The 16,099-nt window shown below is 66.8% G+C and carries 19 protein-coding genes; 9 read left to right on the top strand and 10 right to left on the bottom strand.

The features are described 5' to 3' along the window. Window positions 1–708, bottom strand: coding sequence for a phosphonate C-P lyase system protein PhnH (phnH, locus tag VVD47_RS06665; protein ID WP_327602619.1), 708 nt, complete (start codon window positions 706–708; stop codon window positions 1–3). Then, window positions 705–1,157, bottom strand: a complete 453-nt coding sequence (gene phnG / locus VVD47_RS06660) for a phosphonate C-P lyase system protein PhnG (RefSeq protein WP_327602618.1) — start codon at window positions 1,155–1,157, stop codon at window positions 705–707. The genes phnH and phnG overlap by 4 nt, the downstream gene beginning before the upstream one ends. Window positions 1,158–1,313: 156 nt before the next feature. Here phnG and phnF point away from each other — a divergent pair, with 156 nt between their 5' ends. The 6 genes from phnF to VVD47_RS06630 all read left to right on the top strand — a co-directional run bounded on the left by phnF (window position 1,314) and on the right by VVD47_RS06630 (window position 6,043). Next, a complete protein-coding gene (phnF, locus tag VVD47_RS06655) occupies window positions 1,314–2,045 on the top strand; it encodes a phosphonate metabolism transcriptional regulator PhnF (RefSeq protein ID WP_327602617.1) in 732 nt (243 codons plus the stop codon). Between the two features lie 188 nt (window positions 2,046–2,233). After that, a complete protein-coding gene (locus tag VVD47_RS06650) occupies window positions 2,234–2,821 on the top strand; it encodes a hypothetical protein (protein ID WP_327602616.1) in 588 nt (195 codons plus the stop codon). A 112-nt stretch (window positions 2,822–2,933) separates the two neighbouring features. Next, a complete protein-coding gene (locus VVD47_RS06645) occupies window positions 2,934–4,118 on the top strand; it encodes an alpha-D-ribose 1-methylphosphonate 5-triphosphate diphosphatase (RefSeq protein ID WP_327602615.1) in 1,185 nt (394 codons plus the stop codon). Beyond that, window positions 4,111–4,851: a DUF1045 domain-containing protein gene (locus VVD47_RS06640; RefSeq protein WP_327602614.1), complete on the top strand. Its 741-nt coding sequence runs from the start codon at window positions 4,111–4,113 to the stop codon at window positions 4,849–4,851. The genes VVD47_RS06645 and VVD47_RS06640 overlap by 8 nt, the downstream gene beginning before the upstream one ends. Continuing rightward, window positions 4,848–5,402, top strand: a complete 555-nt coding sequence (phnN, locus tag VVD47_RS06635; protein ID WP_327602613.1) for a phosphonate metabolism protein/1,5-bisphosphokinase (PRPP-forming) PhnN — start codon at window positions 4,848–4,850, stop codon at window positions 5,400–5,402. Before VVD47_RS06640 ends, phnN begins: the two co-directional genes overlap by 4 nt. Before the next feature lie 158 nt (window positions 5,403–5,560). Next, complete coding sequence (locus tag VVD47_RS06630; RefSeq protein WP_327602612.1) at window positions 5,561–6,043, top strand: hypothetical protein; 483 nt, start codon at window positions 5,561–5,563, stop codon at window positions 6,041–6,043. A 33-nt stretch (window positions 6,044–6,076) separates the two neighbouring features. On the opposite strand, the gene VVD47_RS06625 is transcribed toward VVD47_RS06630, so the two are convergent. The 5 genes from VVD47_RS06625 to phnC form a co-directional block, all read right to left on the bottom strand. Beyond that, entirely contained in the window at window positions 6,077–6,526 is a 450-nt protein-coding gene (locus VVD47_RS06625; protein ID WP_327602611.1) for a GNAT family N-acetyltransferase, read from the bottom strand. Next, window positions 6,519–7,097 carry a phosphonate degradation HD-domain oxygenase gene (locus tag VVD47_RS06620; RefSeq protein ID WP_327602610.1) on the bottom strand — a complete coding sequence of 193 codons (579 nt, stop codon included), beginning with the start codon at window positions 7,095–7,097 and terminating at the stop codon, window positions 6,519–6,521. The genes VVD47_RS06625 and VVD47_RS06620 overlap by 8 nt, the downstream gene beginning before the upstream one ends. Further along, window positions 7,094–7,897, bottom strand: coding sequence for a phosphonate ABC transporter, permease protein PhnE (gene phnE, locus VVD47_RS06615; protein WP_327602609.1), 804 nt, complete (start codon window positions 7,895–7,897; stop codon window positions 7,094–7,096). The genes VVD47_RS06620 and phnE overlap by 4 nt, the downstream gene beginning before the upstream one ends. A gap of 105 nt (window positions 7,898–8,002) precedes the next feature. Then, window positions 8,003–8,989, bottom strand: a complete 987-nt coding sequence (gene phnD, locus VVD47_RS06610; RefSeq protein WP_327602608.1) for a phosphonate ABC transporter substrate-binding protein — start codon at window positions 8,987–8,989, stop codon at window positions 8,003–8,005. 51 nt (window positions 8,990–9,040) lie between these two features. Then, a complete protein-coding gene (phnC, locus tag VVD47_RS06605) occupies window positions 9,041–9,889 on the bottom strand; it encodes a phosphonate ABC transporter ATP-binding protein (protein ID WP_327602607.1) in 849 nt (282 codons plus the stop codon). Window positions 9,890–10,044: 155 nt separating this feature from the next. On the opposite strand from phnC, the gene VVD47_RS06600 reads away from it, so the two are divergent. Further along, entirely contained in the window at window positions 10,045–10,743 is a 699-nt protein-coding gene (locus tag VVD47_RS06600; RefSeq protein WP_327602606.1) for a pyridoxamine 5'-phosphate oxidase family protein, read from the top strand. Between the two features lie 68 nt (window positions 10,744–10,811). On the opposite strand, the gene VVD47_RS06595 is transcribed toward VVD47_RS06600, so the two are convergent. Both VVD47_RS06595 and VVD47_RS06590 read right to left on the bottom strand, forming a co-directional pair. Further along, the gene (locus tag VVD47_RS06595) at window positions 10,812–11,258 is read right to left on the bottom strand and encodes a YybH family protein (protein ID WP_327602605.1); all 447 of its coding nucleotides are present in this window, start codon (window positions 11,256–11,258) and stop codon (window positions 10,812–10,814) included. A 94-nt stretch (window positions 11,259–11,352) separates the two neighbouring features. After that, window positions 11,353–12,369, bottom strand: coding sequence for a zinc-binding alcohol dehydrogenase family protein (locus tag VVD47_RS06590; RefSeq protein WP_327602604.1), 1,017 nt, complete (start codon window positions 12,367–12,369; stop codon window positions 11,353–11,355). A gap of 120 nt (window positions 12,370–12,489) precedes the next feature. On the opposite strand from VVD47_RS06590, the gene VVD47_RS06585 reads away from it, so the two are divergent. After that, window positions 12,490–13,419: a LysR family transcriptional regulator gene (locus tag VVD47_RS06585; RefSeq protein ID WP_327602603.1), complete on the top strand. Its 930-nt coding sequence runs from the start codon at window positions 12,490–12,492 to the stop codon at window positions 13,417–13,419. Between the two features lie 91 nt (window positions 13,420–13,510). Here VVD47_RS06585 and VVD47_RS06580 read toward each other — a convergent pair whose 3' ends face one another. Next, window positions 13,511–14,614 (bottom strand): NDP-sugar synthase, encoded by a 1,104-nt coding sequence (locus VVD47_RS06580; RefSeq protein WP_327602602.1) that lies wholly within the window; start codon window positions 14,612–14,614, stop codon window positions 13,511–13,513. Window positions 14,615–14,999: 385 nt separating this feature from the next. On the opposite strand from VVD47_RS06580, the gene VVD47_RS06575 reads away from it, so the two are divergent. Beyond that, a complete protein-coding gene (locus VVD47_RS06575; RefSeq protein WP_327602601.1) occupies window positions 15,000–15,980 on the top strand; it encodes a LysR substrate-binding domain-containing protein in 981 nt (326 codons plus the stop codon). Window positions 15,981–16,099 lie beyond the last annotated feature (119 nt).

The raw sequence follows: 16,099 nt of genomic DNA, 5'->3' as shown, positions 1-16,099 counted from the left end.
TCACACCTCGACGAGAGTAGTGCGCGGCAAGCCGACGATGCGGTCACCACAGCTCAGGATCAGGTCCGCGCCCAGCGGGAAGCGCGCGTGGTTGTCAGCGAGCCAGGCGCTGGTGGCTGGCGTCCAGCCCGCCACGCCGAGTGCCTGTGTGTCGCGGATGCCGGGGCCGCGCAGTTTGAGGGGACCGTCTGCTTGCAGGGCAGGGACGTCCACCAGCACGGTGGCGGAACGGTCCGGGTAGGCAGGGTCCCCCAGGCGCAGCGTATCCAGCGCCGGCAGCGTGGACAGGCCGTCGAGGACGACGAATTGGGCATCAATCGGGGCATCGATCGGGGCATCAATCCGGACACCAATCGGGGCATCGATCGGCGTGCCCTGTTGCGTATCGACCAGCGGGCATCCGCAATGGAAGCGCAGGTAGCGGCCGGCGTCGCCGTTGCGGCTGGCGAGCGGCAGCCACACGGGCGTGTCGTAGTCGGCCAGCGCCAGCAGGATGGCCGCCTGCGCCGGCGACAGGCCGGCCGGGTGCTCGACGTCCACCGGCAGCGTGTGCAGGCGACCGGGATGCGACAGGGCTTCCAGCACGGTGCGGAAGCAGCGTTGCGCGTCGTGCACCGGGTCAGCCAGGCCGGGCTGCATGCGGGACAGATCGAGCGGGGAGGTGGAGGAGAGGTTCATGGACGATGGGTTCATGGTCGGCTGGCTCATTTGTCTTCTCCGCGTACCAGGGTGAAGAAATCCACCTTGCTGCCCGCGACTTCCGCGGCGCGCTGCGCATGACGCTGGCGTTCCGCCTCGGCCAGCGGCGCCAGCACGGTGGATGCGACGCGCGCGGCCAGGGCGGGTTGTTGCAGCAGGGCGTCGCACAGCGCGATGAGCTCCGCGTGCCTGGCGCTGCGGCCACGCACGTAGCCGACGCCCACCGTGCCGTCGTTCAGGCGCAGCGCGCAGCGGGTGACCGTCGCTTCGCCGATGTTGAACTGCGCACCGGTGCCGCCGACGCGGCCGCGCAGCATGACCATGCCGGTTTCCGGCTTGCGCAACCAGCGCCAGGCAGGCGTTTCGCCGAGACTGGCGAGGTGTCCGGCGATGTCCGCCTGGGGGCTGCGGGCGAGCAGGCCAAGCTGGCTGCGCCGTTGTTCGAGGGCTTCATTCATGTAGCGACGAATCCTGTTGATTGATATAGTCGTCTATACGATTTAGCGCAAAGCATAAACCGGATTCAGCGTGCGGTCGCATTTTGCGTGGCGTACATGAAACTTTCGTGAAGCGTTCGTATTCTTGCGGCTTCATTTCGATGAAAGACAGAAGACATGAGTCTGGAAAGAGGCAATGGCGTGGCCGTGTGGCGCCAGATCGAAGCGGCGATCGCCGAGGACATCAAGAAGCAGGTGTTCGCGCCGGGCGAGCGTCTGCCCAACGAGACGGAGCTGGCCGAGCGTTTCGGCGTCAACCGTCACACCGTGCGCCGCGCACTGGGTGTACTGGAGCGCGGCGGCCTGATCCGCGTGGAGCAGGGTCGCGGCACCTTCGTGCAGGACTACGCCATCGACTACACCATCGGTCGTCGCACGCGCTTTTCGCAGAACCTGGAGAGCGTCGGCCTGGCGCCGTCCATGGAGCTGCTGCGCAGCGGTGAGCTGCCGGCCCCCGCGGAGGTGGCGAAGGCGCTCGGCCTGCGCCGCGGTGCACGGGTGGTGAAGGTGGTGACGGTCGGCAAGGCGGAAGGTCGTCCGATCAACCTGGCGGAGAGCTATTTCGAAGCGGCGCGCTTCCCGGGCATCGGCGAACGCGTGCGCGAAACCGGGTCGATCACCCAGGCACTGAAGGATTTCGACATCGCCGACTACACCCGCGCCGCCACCAAGGTGACCGCGCGCCTGCCGGACGAGGAAACCGCGCGCGTGCTGGCGCAGCCGCGCAGCCGGCCGGTGCTGCACGTGGAGTCCGTGAACCTCGGTCCGGATGGCGAGCCGCTGCAATTCTCGGTGGCCAGTTTCTCCGGCGACTGGGTGCAGTTCGTCTTCGACCCGAGCCAGCCGTGAGCATGGCCGGTGAGTAACCATCCTGCGGGCACGCAGCCGGATGTCTGCCGTGGTCCGATCTCCGGCACTCGGGGTCGGCCCGATGATGGATATCGTGAGTGTCGTGAGATTTCCTTGAGCGTCCGCACGGTCTGATGGCCTCTACTGGTTACCGCCGCACCGCACTCCCGAAGCACGCGCAGACGCCAGTGGGCTGGCTGATGCTGTGTGTATTCGGGCTGCTGTCCAGTCCATTCGTGGGCTTCGCCATTCACGGGAAAGTTGCCGTTCCCGGGCTTGCCATCGGCATGTGGGTCGCAGTGCTTCCATTGCTGGGGCTGGTGGCGATCGCGACATCGCGCTGGGCCGCGTGGCGACGTTTGCCGCCTCACATTGCAGAGGAGTGGAGGGCCGGACGCCTCATCCCGGCCGAAGGGGCACCAGCCTTCGATCCGCCCGTACGCTTCTCCCGCGGCAAGGACTGGATCGAAATGAGGGTGGAGGGAGTGCTCGTCGCCCGCCACACGTTGCTGTCGGTGCAGGGCGTACCGGACTCCTTGGCCGTGTTGTGGATCGCCGACGCAACCGGAGAGATGTTCATTCCGTGGAACGACGTTGCCGAGTGGATCGTCGACACGGACAGCGACGGACCGGATCACCATGTATTGCACCTGCATGCCGGCGGGCGGATCAGGCTCAGGCGCTTTTCGCCGGATCATGCGGGGGAGGGTGATCTTCTCGATGCGGTGCGAAGCGTGGGCGGCTTGCCGATACGACTTCGCTGCGAGGTGGACTGAGGGACTGAGGCGGACTGAGGCGATCCGCGGCGTCCGGATGTAGACGTCTACACGAATCTGTAAAGCTGCTGCGTTAGGCTGATCACCATCGTTACCTGCGGATAAGCGCTCCATGACTCCAGCATCCTCCTCGTCGTCTGCATCACCCGTCGTCGTCACGCTCAAAGGCGGCAGCCATCTCCATGCCGACGGTCATTGGGCGCGGGAGCCGCTGCACCTGGATGGAGAATTGCTCACCGACGCGCAGGGCACCACGGCGCGCTGGCTGGATACGACGGATTGCCTGGTCCTGCCCGGCATCGTGGACTTCCATGGTGACGCCTTCGAACGCCAGATCATGCCGCGACCCGGCGTGCGCTTTCCGCTGGACGTGGCGATGATGGACACCGACCGCCAGCTCGCCGCCAATGGCATCACCACCGCCTTCCACGGCATCACCTATTCCTGGGAAGGCGGGCTGCGCGGGCGTGACACCGCGTTGCAGCTCTTCGAATCGATGGAACGCCTGCAGACGCACTTCCTGGTGGAGCATCGCGCGCACATCCGCTTCGAATGCCACAACCTTGCCGGCGAGGCGGACGTCGCTCACTGGATGGAAGCCGGCAAGGTCGGCGTGCTGGCCTTCAACGATCACCTGCCGGGCATGCGGAAGAAGCAGGCCAACCTGGGCAAGATGAAGGAGTACGCCGATCGCGCCGAGACGGACGTGGAGGGCTTCCTGGCGCGCATGGAGTCGGCGGCGGAGCGTGCCGGCGAAGTGCCGCTGGCAATCAAGCGCCTGGCCGCGAAGGCGCGGCGCTACGGCGTGCCGATGGCCTCGCACGATGATACGGACGTGACCGTGCGCGAGTACTTCGACGACCTGCACTGCCACATCTCGGAGTTCCCGCTGACGCGCGACGTGGCCGAGATGGCCCGCACGCGCAACACGCCGGTGGTCTGTGGCGGGCCCAATGTGCTGCGCGGCGGTAGCCACGTCGGCGCGCCGAGTGCCGCCACGCTGGCGGGCGACGGCCTGTGTTCCATCCTGGCGTCCGACTACTACTACCCCGCACCGCTGTTCGCCGCCTTCAGGCTCGCCGAACTGGGGCTGCTGTCGCTGGCGCAGGCCTGGCAGCTCGTGTCGCGCAATCCGGCCCAGGCGCTCGCCTTGCAGGACCGTGGCGAGATTGCCGCCGGCAAGCGTGCCGACCTGCTGGTGATCGACCCGCGTGTGCCGGCACAGCCGCGTCTCGTTGCCACCTTGTCGGCGGGGCGACTGGTCTACCTCAGTGAAGGAAGCCGCCTGCATGGCTGACACCGTTGTGCCGCACCGCGTCGCGGTGTACTACGTACCGTCACAGCAGAGTGCGCATTGGGATTTCGGTTGCCGCTGGCTGGGACGCGATCCGGTGAGCGGTGCGGCGCTCGATGCGCACCGCGTTGCAGACATTGATCCCGCGAGGCAAGGCGTCATCGCGCAGCAGGCGCGCCGTTACGGCCTGCATGCCACCTTGAAACCGCCGTTCCGTCTGCGCGAAGGCCGCACGCTGGCTGATGTGGACGCTGCCTTGCATGCCCTTGCCACTGGCATGGTGCCTTTCGATTTCACGGTGGAGCTGGCCAGCCTGCATCGCTTCCTGGCCTGGCGTCCGACTACCGAAGACGCCGCCGGACAGACCGCCGCCGTGGCCGCGGCCTGCGTGCGCGAGCTGGATGGCCTGCGCGCGCCGCCGGATGAGGCGGAGCTGCAGCGGCGTCGCGGCGCCGGCCTCAGCGAGCGGCAGGATGCGTTGTTGCAGCAGTGGGGCTACCCGTACGTGATGGAAGAATTCCGTTTCCACATGACCCTGACCGACGCCTTGCCGACGGAAGAACTGGCTGCGGTGCAGGCGTCGCTGGCCGTGGCGACACGCGCGTTTGCCGAAGAGACGTTGCGCTTCGACGCGCTGGCCCTGTTCGTGGAGCCCTCGCCGGGCGCGGACTTCCGCTACGCGGCGCGCTACGGTTTCGACGGCAGCGTCACGCGCTTTGCGGGGTGGTCCTCGTGAGCGGGCGGCTGGTCTATGTCGTCGGCCCGTCCGGCGCAGGCAAGGACAGCGTGCTGGCCCGTCTGCGCAGCGCCCTGCGGCCGGAAGACCGCGTCGTCATCGCCCATCGCTACATCACCCGGCTGCCGCGCGACAACAGCGAGAACCACATCGCGCTGAGCGAGGCGGAGTTCCTGCTGCGTGCGCAGGCCGGTTGCTTCGCGTTGCACTGGCAGGGGCACGGCCTGCACTACGGCGTCGGCGTGGAGATCGAACTGTGGCTGGCGCAGGGGCTCACCGTGCTGGTCAATGGTTCGCGTGCCTACCTGCCGGAAGCACGCCGGCGTTTTCCGCAACTTCGCGCCGTGTGTATCACCGCCGCGCCCGAGACCATCGCGGCGCGCCTGGCGGGTCGTGGGCGCGAGACGCACGATGAGATCGTGGAACGCCTGCGTCGCAACGCCGGCCTGGCGGATGCACCGGTGGACAAGCTGATCGCCAACGACGGTGCGCTGGGCGACGCGGTGTCCGAACTCTCCGACTGGCTAAGCCGCAGCTCCGCGCATTGCTGATCGCGGGGTGAGCGGGCGGGCGCGTGCCTGCCCTGTGCGCTTCCATTCCTTGCGCTGGCTCAACTGCCAGCGCCCTCCGCGGAACCTGCGGCCTTGCCGCCTGCCTTAGCGGCAGACACCCCGCCTTCGCGTCGCGGGGTGCAGACAGGGAGATGCCCATGACCCGCCCCGGAAAACTGTTCGCCGTCGCAGTCCTCCTGATGGCCATCGCCGGCATGCCGGCGCGCGCGGCAACCACGCTGCTGTGCAACGGCAGCGGATCGGTGTCCGACACGCAGATCACCAATTCGCAGGAGTACAGCTACGAGAGCCACAAGTTCGAGAAGAGCTCCTCGGGCTCGACCACCGTGCGCAAGCCCTTCACCGGCGCTGCGCAGGTGGAGTTGTCCGGCGACACGGTGCGGATGAAGTTTCCGCAGCAACTGGTGCCGCCGCTGAGCGATGGCAAGGATGCCTGGTACGTGCTGAGCGAGCCCTTCGTCGGTGACAAGGAGATCACCGGTGGGGTGCGCTTCAACCTGCTCAACCGGCCGAAGGTGAAGATCGACCGCGTCAGCGGCCAGATGACCGTCAGCAGTGGATTCGCCGACTTCAACGCGAGTTGTGCGAAGGTCGATCCGGACGCGGCGCCGAAATTCTGAACGCCTTCGCCGACGTGTCCATCGACGGCTGGGTCAGACTTCGGTGCTGAAGCTGACCCCGTGCCGCACGAAGCTCATGCCGTCGTAGAAGCGATGCGCGTCCAGGCGGCGCAGGTTGCTGGACAGCGCCAGCTTGTAGCAGCCCTTGTCGCGCGCCATGCGCATCGTCTCCTCGATCATCAGGCGGCCAAGCCCCTTGCCGCGATGCGCCGCACCGATGACCACGGCCTCCACGATCGCCTCGCTGCTGCCCCCGCGGGAGAACACCGGGAAGACGATCATGCTGATGGTGCCGACGATCCCGCCTTCGTGCTCGGCGAGGTACACCGTGTAGTCCGGGTGCTGCGCGATGCGCGCCAGCACGGCGCGGGCTCGCTCCAGCGGCATCGGCGGCTGGTCGTCGATTTCGCCGAGGAAGCCGGCGAGAATGGGAAGCTCTTCTTCCGTGACGGGGCGCAGCGTGAGCGGGCTGGGGTCAGGCATGCGGCAGGGCCTCGCGTACGGAGCGGTCCTGGGCTTCGCCAAGCGCTTCAATGAGGCGGCGGTAGTGGGCGAAGTCCGGCGTGGGCAGGCCCGGTGTCTTGGCGAGGTCGTCGTAGCGACGCAGGCGCACGGCCTCTTCCGCGTAGGGCTGGGCGATGAAGGCGCAGGCCTGCTCGGTGTCGTAGATGCCGCCCTGCAGTTCCAGCGAATGCTTCGAGGCAGGCGACAGCGAAGCCCAGTAGTCCGCATCGACCGCGCACAGGTAGCGCTTGGCGGCGACGTGCAGGCGGATGGGTTGCACGACGGCATCACCCAGGGCATTGAGGCCGGGCACCACCAGTTCCTGGTGGCGCTTGTCCTCCAGATGGCTCTCCTCGATGAGGAGGTGGCCGAGGTCGTGCAGCAGGGCTGCGACGATCTGCGCCGGCGGCTCGCCAGCCTGTTCGGCCAACTGGGCGCACTGCAGTGCGTGCTCCAGTTGCGACATGGCTTCGCCGCCGTACCACGCGGCGCCATGGCGCTCGAACAGCGACTGGATGGCGTCGGCGCTCAGTGTGTGCGGGGTTTTCATAGCAGGGCCTTGCGGATGCGCGAGGAGAGCAGGTCGATGCCGGTCACGAAGGCGATGATGATCAGCATCACCGCGCAGGTGTGGGCGTATTCGAAGCTGCGGATCACTTCGTAGAGGATCACGCCGATGCCGCCGGCGCCCACCATGCCGACCACCGAGGCGGAGCGCACGTTGGATTCGAAGCGGTACAGCGTGTACGACACCCACAGCGGGATGACCTGGGGGATGACGCCGTAGACGATTTCCTCCAGCGCGCTGGCGCCGGTGGCGCGGATGCCTTCCACCGGCCGCGGGTCGATGGACTCCACCGCTTCGGAGAACAGCTTGGCCAGCACGCCGGTGGTGTGCACCCACAGCGCCAGCACGCCGGCGAAGGGACCGAGGCCGACGGCGACGATGAACAGCATGGCGAACACCATCTCGTTGATGGCGCGCGCGGCATCCATCAGGCGGCGCACTGGCTGGTACACCCAGGGTGGCACGATGTTGGCGGAGCACAGCAGGCCGAAGGGCACGGCGCAGACGACCGCCAGCAGTGTGCCCCACATGGCGATGTGCACGGTGACGATCATTTCTTCCACATACACCCGCCAGTCCGTGAAGTCCGGCGGGAAGAAGTCGGCGGCGAACTCGGCCATGTTGGCGGAGTCGGCGAACAGCGCGCCGGGACGGATGTCGGCGCCCTGCCAGGCCCAGGCGAATGCGCCGAGTACGAGGCCCCAGACCAGCAGCGTGAGCACGCTGGTGCGCGGCTGGCCGCCGCTGGCATCGAAGGGGCGGGGGGCGGAAGTGGTGTTCATGATGAAGGTCCGTTCGCGCCGCGCCTGGCGTGTCAGCGGGGACACGCCAGGCGGGCAGCGGTGTGGCGTGCTACGAGGCGCGGCAGATGAAGCTTGCCGAGGGACTTACTTGGCGGCGGCGAGCTGGCCGTTCAGGTCGGCGAGCTGCTTGTTGATCTCGGCCAGCTTGGCCTGCTTGGTGGCAGCGTCCATGTTGGCGTCGGCTTCCAGCTTGGCCTTGTCCTTGAACAGTTCGAGCTGGCGGAAGGGCACCAGCTGGGCGTTGCTGGAGTCGTTGAAGGTGCCGAAGGTCAGCTTGTTCATGTTGGCCAGTTCGCGCTTGGCTTCGGCGCTGTCGCCACGGCCATAGGCCATGAAAAAGCCCTTCACCTTGGCCTTCATGTCGGCCGGCAGGTCCTTGCGCCACAGCATGGGATCGGCGGCGATCAGCGGCGACTTCCACAGGATGCGGATGTTGGCGGCCTTCTCCGGCTCGCGGTTCTGGAACTTGGTCCACACCTCGGTGTTGGTGATGGCGACGTCGACCTGCTTGGCGGAGGTGGCCATCAGGTTGGTCTCGTGGTTGCCGACGCGCATCGACTTGTAGTGGGTCTTCGGCTCGATGCCGTTGAGCGCGTACAGGTAGTAGCCGGGCACCAGCGTGCCGGACGTCGATTGCGGGTCGCCGGCGCCGTAGTTGATGTCCTTGCCGCGCTTCAGCACGTCGTCGACGGTCTTGTAGGGGCTGTCCTTGTGCGTGATCAGCAGCGACCAGTAGCCCGGCGAGCCATCGGCGTAGGTGAGCTGCGCGAAGACTTCGCCGTTGGCGCGGTCGACCGTTTCCATGCCCGACTTGTTGCCCATGAATGCGACCTGCACCTTGCCGAAGCGCATGCCTTCGATGATGCCGGTGTAGTCGTTGGCGAAGAAGGCTTTCACCTTGTAGCCGGTCTTCTTCTCCATGTCGGCCAGGATCGGTTCCCAGTCGGCACGCAGGTGGCTGGCGGCTTCGGTCGAGATGATGCCGAAGTTGATTTCCTGGGCTGCGGCGGGCAGCGCGAGGGTGGCCAGCGACAGTGTCGCCAGCGAGGCAGTGAGGATCTTGCGCAGCATGGTGCTCTCCTTGAAAAGGCGGGTGGGGCGGTGGATGGTCTGGTGCTTCGTTCAGGCCGCGGCCGGCATGGCGTGCGTGCCGGGGTAGGGGTCTATCGACGGCTCGCCCTGCGGGGCTGCATGCGGGGTCATCAGCTCCTCCGCGGCTTCGCTGCCGTACAGCTCGCGCAGGAAGGCCGGCGTGAGTTGTGCGGAGGGGCCGTCGAAGACGACGCGGCCGTCGCGCATGGCGACGACGCGCGGGCAGTACTTGATGGCGATGTCCACCTGGTGCAGCGACACCAGCACCGCGCAACCGTGGTCACGGTTCACGCGGGCCAGGTTCTCCATGACTTTGCGCGAGGACTCCGGGTCCAGCGAGGCGATGGGCTCGTCCGCCAGCAGCACCTTGGCGCCCTGGATCAGCGCGCGTGCAATCGCGGCACGCTGCTGCTGGCCGCCGGACAGCGTGGACGCTCGTTGAAAGGCATAGTCGTCTAGACCTACTTCGGCGAGAGCCTTGAGCCCGGCCGCGCGTTCCTCGCGGGAAAACAGCTTGAACAGCGAGCGGTGCAGCGGCACGCGATGCAGCTGGCCGGTCAGCACGTTGGTCAGCAGCGTCAGGCGACCCACGAGATTGAACTGCTGGAACACGAAGCCGATGTCGGTACGCAGGCGGCGGATGTCGCGCACGACGCGGCCGTCCTTCTGCACCAGCTTGCCGTTCATGTGCACGGTGGCGCCTGCCACGGGATCGCTGCCGACGAAGCCGGACAGGTGACGCAGCAGCGTGGACTTGCCTGAGCCGGATGCGCCGATCAGCGCAACCATCTCGCCCGCGCCGACCTGCAGGGATACATCGTTCAGCGCCTTGCGCTTGCCGAATGTCTTGGACAGACCGGTGACCTGGATGGCGGTCATCGCACACCCCCTATCGAAACGTAATGGGCGGCGATGTTAGGGATGCAGTGTTAAGGACTGGTTGCGGAAAAAAGACATTTGCAGGGTGGCACGCCGCCGGCCGCGGCTGCCGTAACATCATCCGGACGTATCGACGATCTGCAGGGGACGACGGAATGGACGAAGAGGTGGTGCGGGCCGCGGCCGAACAGGCGGAGGTGGCGGCGGTCGGGAAGCAGGCGCAGGCGACACCCTGGGGCGACGAGGCGTACCGGATCGACGACCTGGCCGCGCTGGAATCGCTGTATGCGAAGGCGGCGGGCGCTTCGCTGAGCAAGGAAGTGGCGTACCTGCATCCGGTGTATCAGCGTTTCGTCGAGGCAGCGCCGTTCGCGGTGCTGGCCACCGCCGGGCCGGGGGGACTGGATGCCTCCCCGCGCGGCGATGCGCCGGGCTTCGTGCAGGTGCTGGATGCGCACACGCTGCTGTTGCCGGACCGCCGTGGCAACAACCGGCTGGACAGCCTGCGCAACATCCTCGCCGATCCGCGGGTGGCCTTGCTGTTCATGGTGCCGGGGGTGCGCGAGACGCTGCGGGTGAATGGCCGTGCCCGCATCAGCACCGACCCGGCGCTGCTGCAGCGGTGCGAGATGGGCGGGCAGTTGCCACGCACCGCGTTGCTGATCGACATCGAGACGGTGTTCTTCCAGTGCTCGCGCGCGCTGGTGCGTTCCCGCCTGTGGGACGCGGATGCACAGGTGCCGCGCGACGCGTTGCCCAGTGCCGGCCAGGTGCTGGCTGCGCTGAGCGAGGGCTTCGACGGCGTGGCCTACGACGTCGAGCTGCCGGCGCGGGTGCAGCGCAGCTTGTACTGAGACGGCGCGGTGACGCTACCGATGCGCCGGAAGCCGGGCTCGAACCGGTAGTCGGTACCGGTCTGGTCTCAGGGTTCGAGATCCAGCGCCGCGCGCTCGCTGCCATCCATGTAGAGCGGCACCGACTGGTGCTGGTGGGTGATCAGCCAGCGGCCGGCCGTCTTGCGCAGGCCCAGCGTCTCGCGTACCCACACGTCCGTCTGCGAGCCATCGTTACGCTTGCCGCTGATGCGGTCCAGGCCGTGGCAGAAGGCCACTGCCTCCGCGCAGGTGATTTCCAGTTCGATGTATTCGTAGCCCAGCGGGCCGTCGAAGGAATCGAACCATGCCCTGATGCCGCTTTCGCCCGGCGCATTGACGCCCGTGCGCAGCCGCAGGGGCGGGTCCAGCAGGTACATGACCGTCTGCGGCGCGAAGCAGGCCATGACGCCTTCGACGTCCTTCCGCCGGAGCGCGAGTGTCATGGCCTGCTTGAGTTGCCGGATCTGCTCTTCGTCCTCGCTGATGCCTGTCATGGGATGTCCCTCCGTGGATGGCGGAATTGCGATGAAGGCAGGGCCTCCATGGCAGGGACAGGTTCGACCCCGCGCTTGCTGCGGGGTTCGTGGCTCAGGCCCAGCCTTCCAGCACGATCTTGCCGCGTGCCTTGCCGGATTCGATCAGCGCGTGGGCGCGGCGCAGGTTGGCGGCGTTGATCGTGCCGTAGTGCTCGCCCAGCGTCGTACGGATGACGCCGGCGTCCACCAGCGCGGCCACTTCCTCCAGCAGGCGGTGCTGGCCGATCATGTCCGGCGTTTCGAACATCGAGCGGGTGAACATCAGCTCCCAGTGGAAGGAGATGGCCTTGCGCTTCAGCGGCATCACGTCCAGCGTGGGGGCGTCGTCGATCACGCCGAGCTTGCCCTGCGGCGCGATCACCTCCACCAGTTGCGGCAGGTTGGCCGCGGTGTTGGTGAGGCTGGCGGCGTAGCGCACGCCGGCGATGCCCAGCGCCTGCAGTTGCGGTGCCAGCGGCTGGTGATGGTCGATCACGTGGTGGGCACCGAGCTCGCGCACCCAGCTTGCCGTCTCCGGCCGCGAGGCGGTGCCGATGATGGTCAGGCCGGTGAGGCGGCGGGCGAGCTGGACGAGGATGGAACCCACGCCCCCCGCGGCGCCGATCACCAGCAGGGCGTCGTCGCTGACCTGCTTGCCCGGCGCGACGCCGAAGCGGTCGAACAGCAGTTCCCAGGCGGTGATGGTGGTGAGTGGCAGGGCGACCGCCTCGGCATTGCTCAGCGTGGCCGAGGCGTGGCCGACGATGCGCTCGTCCACCAGGTGAAGCTGGCTGTTGGCGCCGGGCCGGGTGATGGAGCCGGCGTACCACACGCGGTCGCCGGGCTTGAACAGGCTGACCTGCTCGCCCACGGCGCGCACCACGCCGACGGCGTCCCAGCCCAGCAGCTTCCATTGGCCGGGTTCCGGGGCGACGCCGCGGCGCACCTTGGTATCCACGGGATTCACCGCGATGGCCTGCACCTCCACCAGCAGGTCGCGGCCCTGAGCCACCGGGTCGGGCAGCAGGGTGTCGATGAGGGATTCGGCACTCTCGACGGGAAGGGACTGCTGGTAGGCAACGGCTTTCATGATTCGGGGCTCCTGGTTTGGGGTGATGTGGGAGGGCGGGACGGTGGTGCCATGATGGATTTTCATGACAACAAGAAAAACGGGCGCTAGATTGAATCCGTTTTCAACGGATTTTTGATAATGAAAGCCCTGCAGGATCTGGACATCTTCGTGCGCACGGTGGAAAGCGGCAGCCTGTCCGCCACCGCGCGTGCCCTGGACATCACGCCTGCCGCCGCCAGCGCTTCCCTGAAGCGGCTGGAGGCCGAGTTGCAGACGCCATTGCTCGTGCGCTCCACGCGCAGCCTGCGGCTGACACCGGCCGGCGAGCGCTTCCTGGACTACTGCCGCATCGCGCTGACGGCCTTGCGCGATGGACAGGAAGAGCTGGCGACCGGACGCCGTGCCGTGCGGGGCAGCCTGCAGATTGCCGCACCCTCGGACTTCGGACGTCATGTGCTGCTGCCCTGGCTGGACGAATTCCGTCTGCAGTACCCCGAGGTGCGTTTCAGGCTGATGCTGTCCGACCGCATGGCCGATGTGTACCGCGAGCCGGTGGACATCGCGCTGCGCTACGGCGAGCCGCCGGATTCCAGCCTCGTGGCGCTTCCGCTGGCCACACGGAACCGTCGCGTGCTGTGCGCCTCACCGGCTTACATCGCGGCATACGGCGCGCCGTCCGATCCGCGCGAACTAGCGCAGGCCCAGCATCACGACTGCCTGTGCTTCATGTTCGGCGATGAAGTGCACGACCGCTGGAATTTCATGCGTGGCGAGGAGCGGATCAGCGTGCGGGTGCGCGCGAGCCAGGTGGCGAACGACGGTCACGTGGTGCGGCACTGGGCGATAGCGGGGCAGGGCGTGACCTACAAGTCGGCGCTGGACGTGGCCGGCGACCTGGCGGCCGGGCGCCTGGTGGCCCTGTGTCCGGAGTGGGAGACGGAGCCGACGCCGTTGTACCTGGTGAGCCCGGACCGGCGCCTGCTGTCACCGGCGGTGGGGCTGTTGCGCGAGTTCATCGCTGCACGTTGCGCGGCCTTGCTGGCAACCCTGCCAGCGGCTGCTGCCTGAACGGCGGGGCAATGAAAAACGCCACGACAGTGATCTGTCGTGGCGTGTGCGCGTCGTCCACCGGAAACGTCCGGCCGCGGTGGTGCCGCGCTCAGGCGCGTGCGTCGCCCCAGCGCAGCGGGCAGCGGTCGTCGCCGACGTAGATGGTCTCGCCATCCTTGTCGACGCAGTAGCGCGGCGACATCACCATGTCGGCGAAGTGCATGCCTTCGCCCACGCGGGTGTATTCGAACAGCACGCTGCGCTCCACCGTGGCACCGCTGCGGATGTGCGAGCCATGGCCGATCCACGACGGGCCGATGATGGTGGCGCCCGGCTCCACCTTCGTGCTCGAACCGAGGTAGACGGGTCCTTCGATGTGCACCTTGTCGAAGTCGACGTGGGTGTTGAGGCCGACCCAGACGCCGGGGCGGATTTCTTTGCCCGGCATGTCCATCTGCGCGACTTCGCCACGCAGCACGCGCTGCAGGACCGACCAGTAGTCGGTGACGCGGCCGATGTCGATCCAGTTGAAGAAGCGCTTCTGCACGTAGAAGGGCAGCTGCTTTTCAACCAGCGCGGGGAACAGCTCGCCGCCGATGTCGTAGACCTTGCCGGGCGGCACGAGGTCCAGCACGGCGGGTTCGAAGATGTAGATGCCGGTGGAGGCCAGGGTGGACTTCGCCTGCTCGGGCTTCGGCTTCTCCTGGAAGGACTGGATGCGACCCTGTTCGTCGCCCACCACGATGCCGTAGTTCACCACCTGCTCCAGCGGCACCTCCAGGCCCACCACGCTGGCGATGGCCTTCTTGGAATGGTGCTCGTGCAGGGCTGCGCCGATGTCGAGGTCGATGATGGCGTCACCGCACAGCACCAGCGTCGTCTCGTCGAAGAAGCCGCTGTTGTCCTGGATGTGCTTCATGCCGCCGGCCGAACCCTTGGGCCGGGGCAGGATGTCGCCGTGTTCGTAGGCGCCTTCGTAGGAGTAGCCGATCTCCACGCCCCAGCGATGGCCGTTGCCGAAGTACTCCTCGATCTTCTGGTGCATGAAGGCCACGTTGATCATGATCTCCTTCACGCCGTAGCGCGCCAGGTGCTCGATGATGTACTCCAGCACCGGCTTGCCGAGGATGGGAATCATCGGCTTGGGAATGTCCTTGGTGAGCGGTCTCACGCGGGTGCCCTGGCCTGCGGCCAGGATCATTGCTTTTGCCATCGTTTTCTCCTGTTGTAGTTCGGGGGTAGAGCTTGCGTCAGCCAGTTGCGCGGGATGGCCCCGCTGCCTTCCGTTCCATTGCGGCTATCGCGCCGCCGGTATCCAGCAGTGGACGCCGGGCGCAGGCCTTTGGTTGCGCAGGGCAGCCATGAAACCGGAGATGCTCTGGATGTTGTCTTCCACGTCTACGCGAAAAGTATGCCGGACACACATTGCGTAGCCGCATATCAATGCCCCAACGCAGGCATTTTGCCTCGAAAGACGCCCTGCAATGGTGCTGGCCGTAGGGACTGCGCGGCAGCTTTTGCCGCAAAGTCAGACTATTGTGGTGCATGGTGCGGAGTTTGCTTGATATACGTTATTCAACAAGAACGTGAGGCTAACGATGGCCAATCTCTCCGGCTGGGAATCCATAGATGTTCATCTCCTGCGGGTCCTGCACGCGCTGCTGACCGAGTGCAGCGTGTCGCGGGCAGCGATCAAGCTCAACCAGTCCCAGCCCGCGGTCAGCACCGCGCTGCGCCGCTTGCGCGACATCACCGGCGACCAGTTGCTGGTGCGCAGCCGCAACGGCATGACGCCGACCGAGCGCGGCATGGGCCTGCTGGAGCCGGTGAAGATCGCGCTGTCGCAGATCGAGGCGATCGCCGTGCGCCAGGTGCGCTTCAACCCGGCCCAGTCGCGTCGCGTGTTCAACATCGCGACGCCCGACTACCTTCACGCCGGCCTGATGGCCGAGATCGTCGCGCGCTTCCGCCAGCTGTCGCCGCAGGCGCAGGTCGTGTTCCACTCCCTCGGCGCCGACCATGACTTCGCCGAGGCGCTGGAGTCCGGCGAGTACGACGTGGTTGTCGCCAACTGGCCGCAACCGCCGGAGCAACTCCGCATGGCGCCGCTGTTCGAGGACGACATCGTCTGCGTGATGCGCAAGGATCACCCGCTGACGCGTCGCCCGCTGTCGCTGCAGGCCTATCTCGAAGCGGATCACGTGATTCCCACGCCGTACTCGGTGGGACGCCGCGGCGTGATCGACCTGCACCTCGCCCGTGAGCGCCTGAAGCGCAACGTGGTGGCGCAAGTGCCGTACTTCAGCCTCGTTCCGGCGATGCTGCTGCAGACCGACATGGTGTTCACGAGTCCGCGCATGTTCGCCGAACACGCGGCCCGGCTGATGCCGCTGTCGATCCAGGAAGTGCCGATCAGCTTCCCGCGCATGTCCTTCTACCTGCTGTGGCATGAACGTAGCCACCATGCGGATGAATGCCGCTGGTTCCGTGAGCAGATCGTCAGCCTTATCCGCAGCCAGACGGACCGTACCCAGCCGCGTCTGCAGACGGCTGCCAAGAGCAGTTTCGCCCTGGCCTGAACCGGGAGGGCGTACGCCAGGTACGCAACAGTTCCGGGTTCGTCGAAAGGGTCGCAACATAGCTTGCGGCCCTTTTTGTTGGGGTTGCGGCGCTGATGGGTGAAGCGCTGTGCCGCCAC

The organism is Uliginosibacterium sp. H1, from assembly GCF_036017065.1.
Taxonomy (GTDB): domain Bacteria; phylum Pseudomonadota; class Gammaproteobacteria; order Burkholderiales; family Rhodocyclaceae; genus Uliginosibacterium.
The sequence above is the reverse complement of the archived record's forward strand: the minus strand, read 5'-3'. Positions and strand labels throughout refer to the sequence as shown.

What these genes read in the sequence shown, in the direction of transcription:
- VVD47_RS06640 (WP_327602614.1), top strand. Translation starts at nt 4,111, where the DNA reads ATGGCTGACACCGTTGTGCCGCACCGCGTCGCGGTGTACTACGTACCG.
- VVD47_RS06620 (WP_327602610.1), bottom strand. Translation starts at nt 7,097, where the DNA reads ATGAAAACCCCGCACACACTGAGCGCCGACGCCATCCAGTCGCTGTTC.
- VVD47_RS06575 (WP_327602601.1), top strand. Translation starts at nt 15,000, where the DNA reads ATGGCCAATCTCTCCGGCTGGGAATCCATAGATGTTCATCTCCTGCGG.
- phnF (WP_327602617.1), top strand. Translation starts at nt 1,314, where the DNA reads ATGAGTCTGGAAAGAGGCAATGGCGTGGCCGTGTGGCGCCAGATCGAA.
- VVD47_RS06645 (WP_327602615.1), top strand. Translation starts at nt 2,934, where the DNA reads ATGACTCCAGCATCCTCCTCGTCGTCTGCATCACCCGTCGTCGTCACG.
- VVD47_RS06580 (WP_327602602.1), bottom strand. Translation starts at nt 14,614, where the DNA reads ATGGCAAAAGCAATGATCCTGGCCGCAGGCCAGGGCACCCGCGTGAGA.
- phnH (WP_327602619.1), bottom strand. Translation starts at nt 708, where the DNA reads ATGAGCCAGCCGACCATGAACCCATCGTCCATGAACCTCTCCTCCACC.
- VVD47_RS06595 (WP_327602605.1), bottom strand. Translation starts at nt 11,258, where the DNA reads ATGACAGGCATCAGCGAGGACGAAGAGCAGATCCGGCAACTCAAGCAG.
- phnG (WP_327602618.1), bottom strand. Translation starts at nt 1,157, where the DNA reads ATGAATGAAGCCCTCGAACAACGGCGCAGCCAGCTTGGCCTGCTCGCC.
- phnE (WP_327602609.1), bottom strand. Translation starts at nt 7,897, where the DNA reads ATGAACACCACTTCCGCCCCCCGCCCCTTCGATGCCAGCGGCGGCCAG.
- VVD47_RS06600 (WP_327602606.1), top strand. Translation starts at nt 10,045, where the DNA reads ATGGACGAAGAGGTGGTGCGGGCCGCGGCCGAACAGGCGGAGGTGGCG.
- VVD47_RS06585 (WP_327602603.1), top strand. Translation starts at nt 12,490, where the DNA reads ATGAAAGCCCTGCAGGATCTGGACATCTTCGTGCGCACGGTGGAAAGC.
- VVD47_RS06630 (WP_327602612.1), top strand. Translation starts at nt 5,561, where the DNA reads ATGACCCGCCCCGGAAAACTGTTCGCCGTCGCAGTCCTCCTGATGGCC.
- phnD (WP_327602608.1), bottom strand. Translation starts at nt 8,989, where the DNA reads ATGCTGCGCAAGATCCTCACTGCCTCGCTGGCGACACTGTCGCTGGCC.
- phnC (WP_327602607.1), bottom strand. Translation starts at nt 9,889, where the DNA reads ATGACCGCCATCCAGGTCACCGGTCTGTCCAAGACATTCGGCAAGCGC.
- VVD47_RS06625 (WP_327602611.1), bottom strand. Translation starts at nt 6,526, where the DNA reads ATGCCTGACCCCAGCCCGCTCACGCTGCGCCCCGTCACGGAAGAAGAG.
- VVD47_RS06590 (WP_327602604.1), bottom strand. Translation starts at nt 12,369, where the DNA reads ATGAAAGCCGTTGCCTACCAGCAGTCCCTTCCCGTCGAGAGTGCCGAA.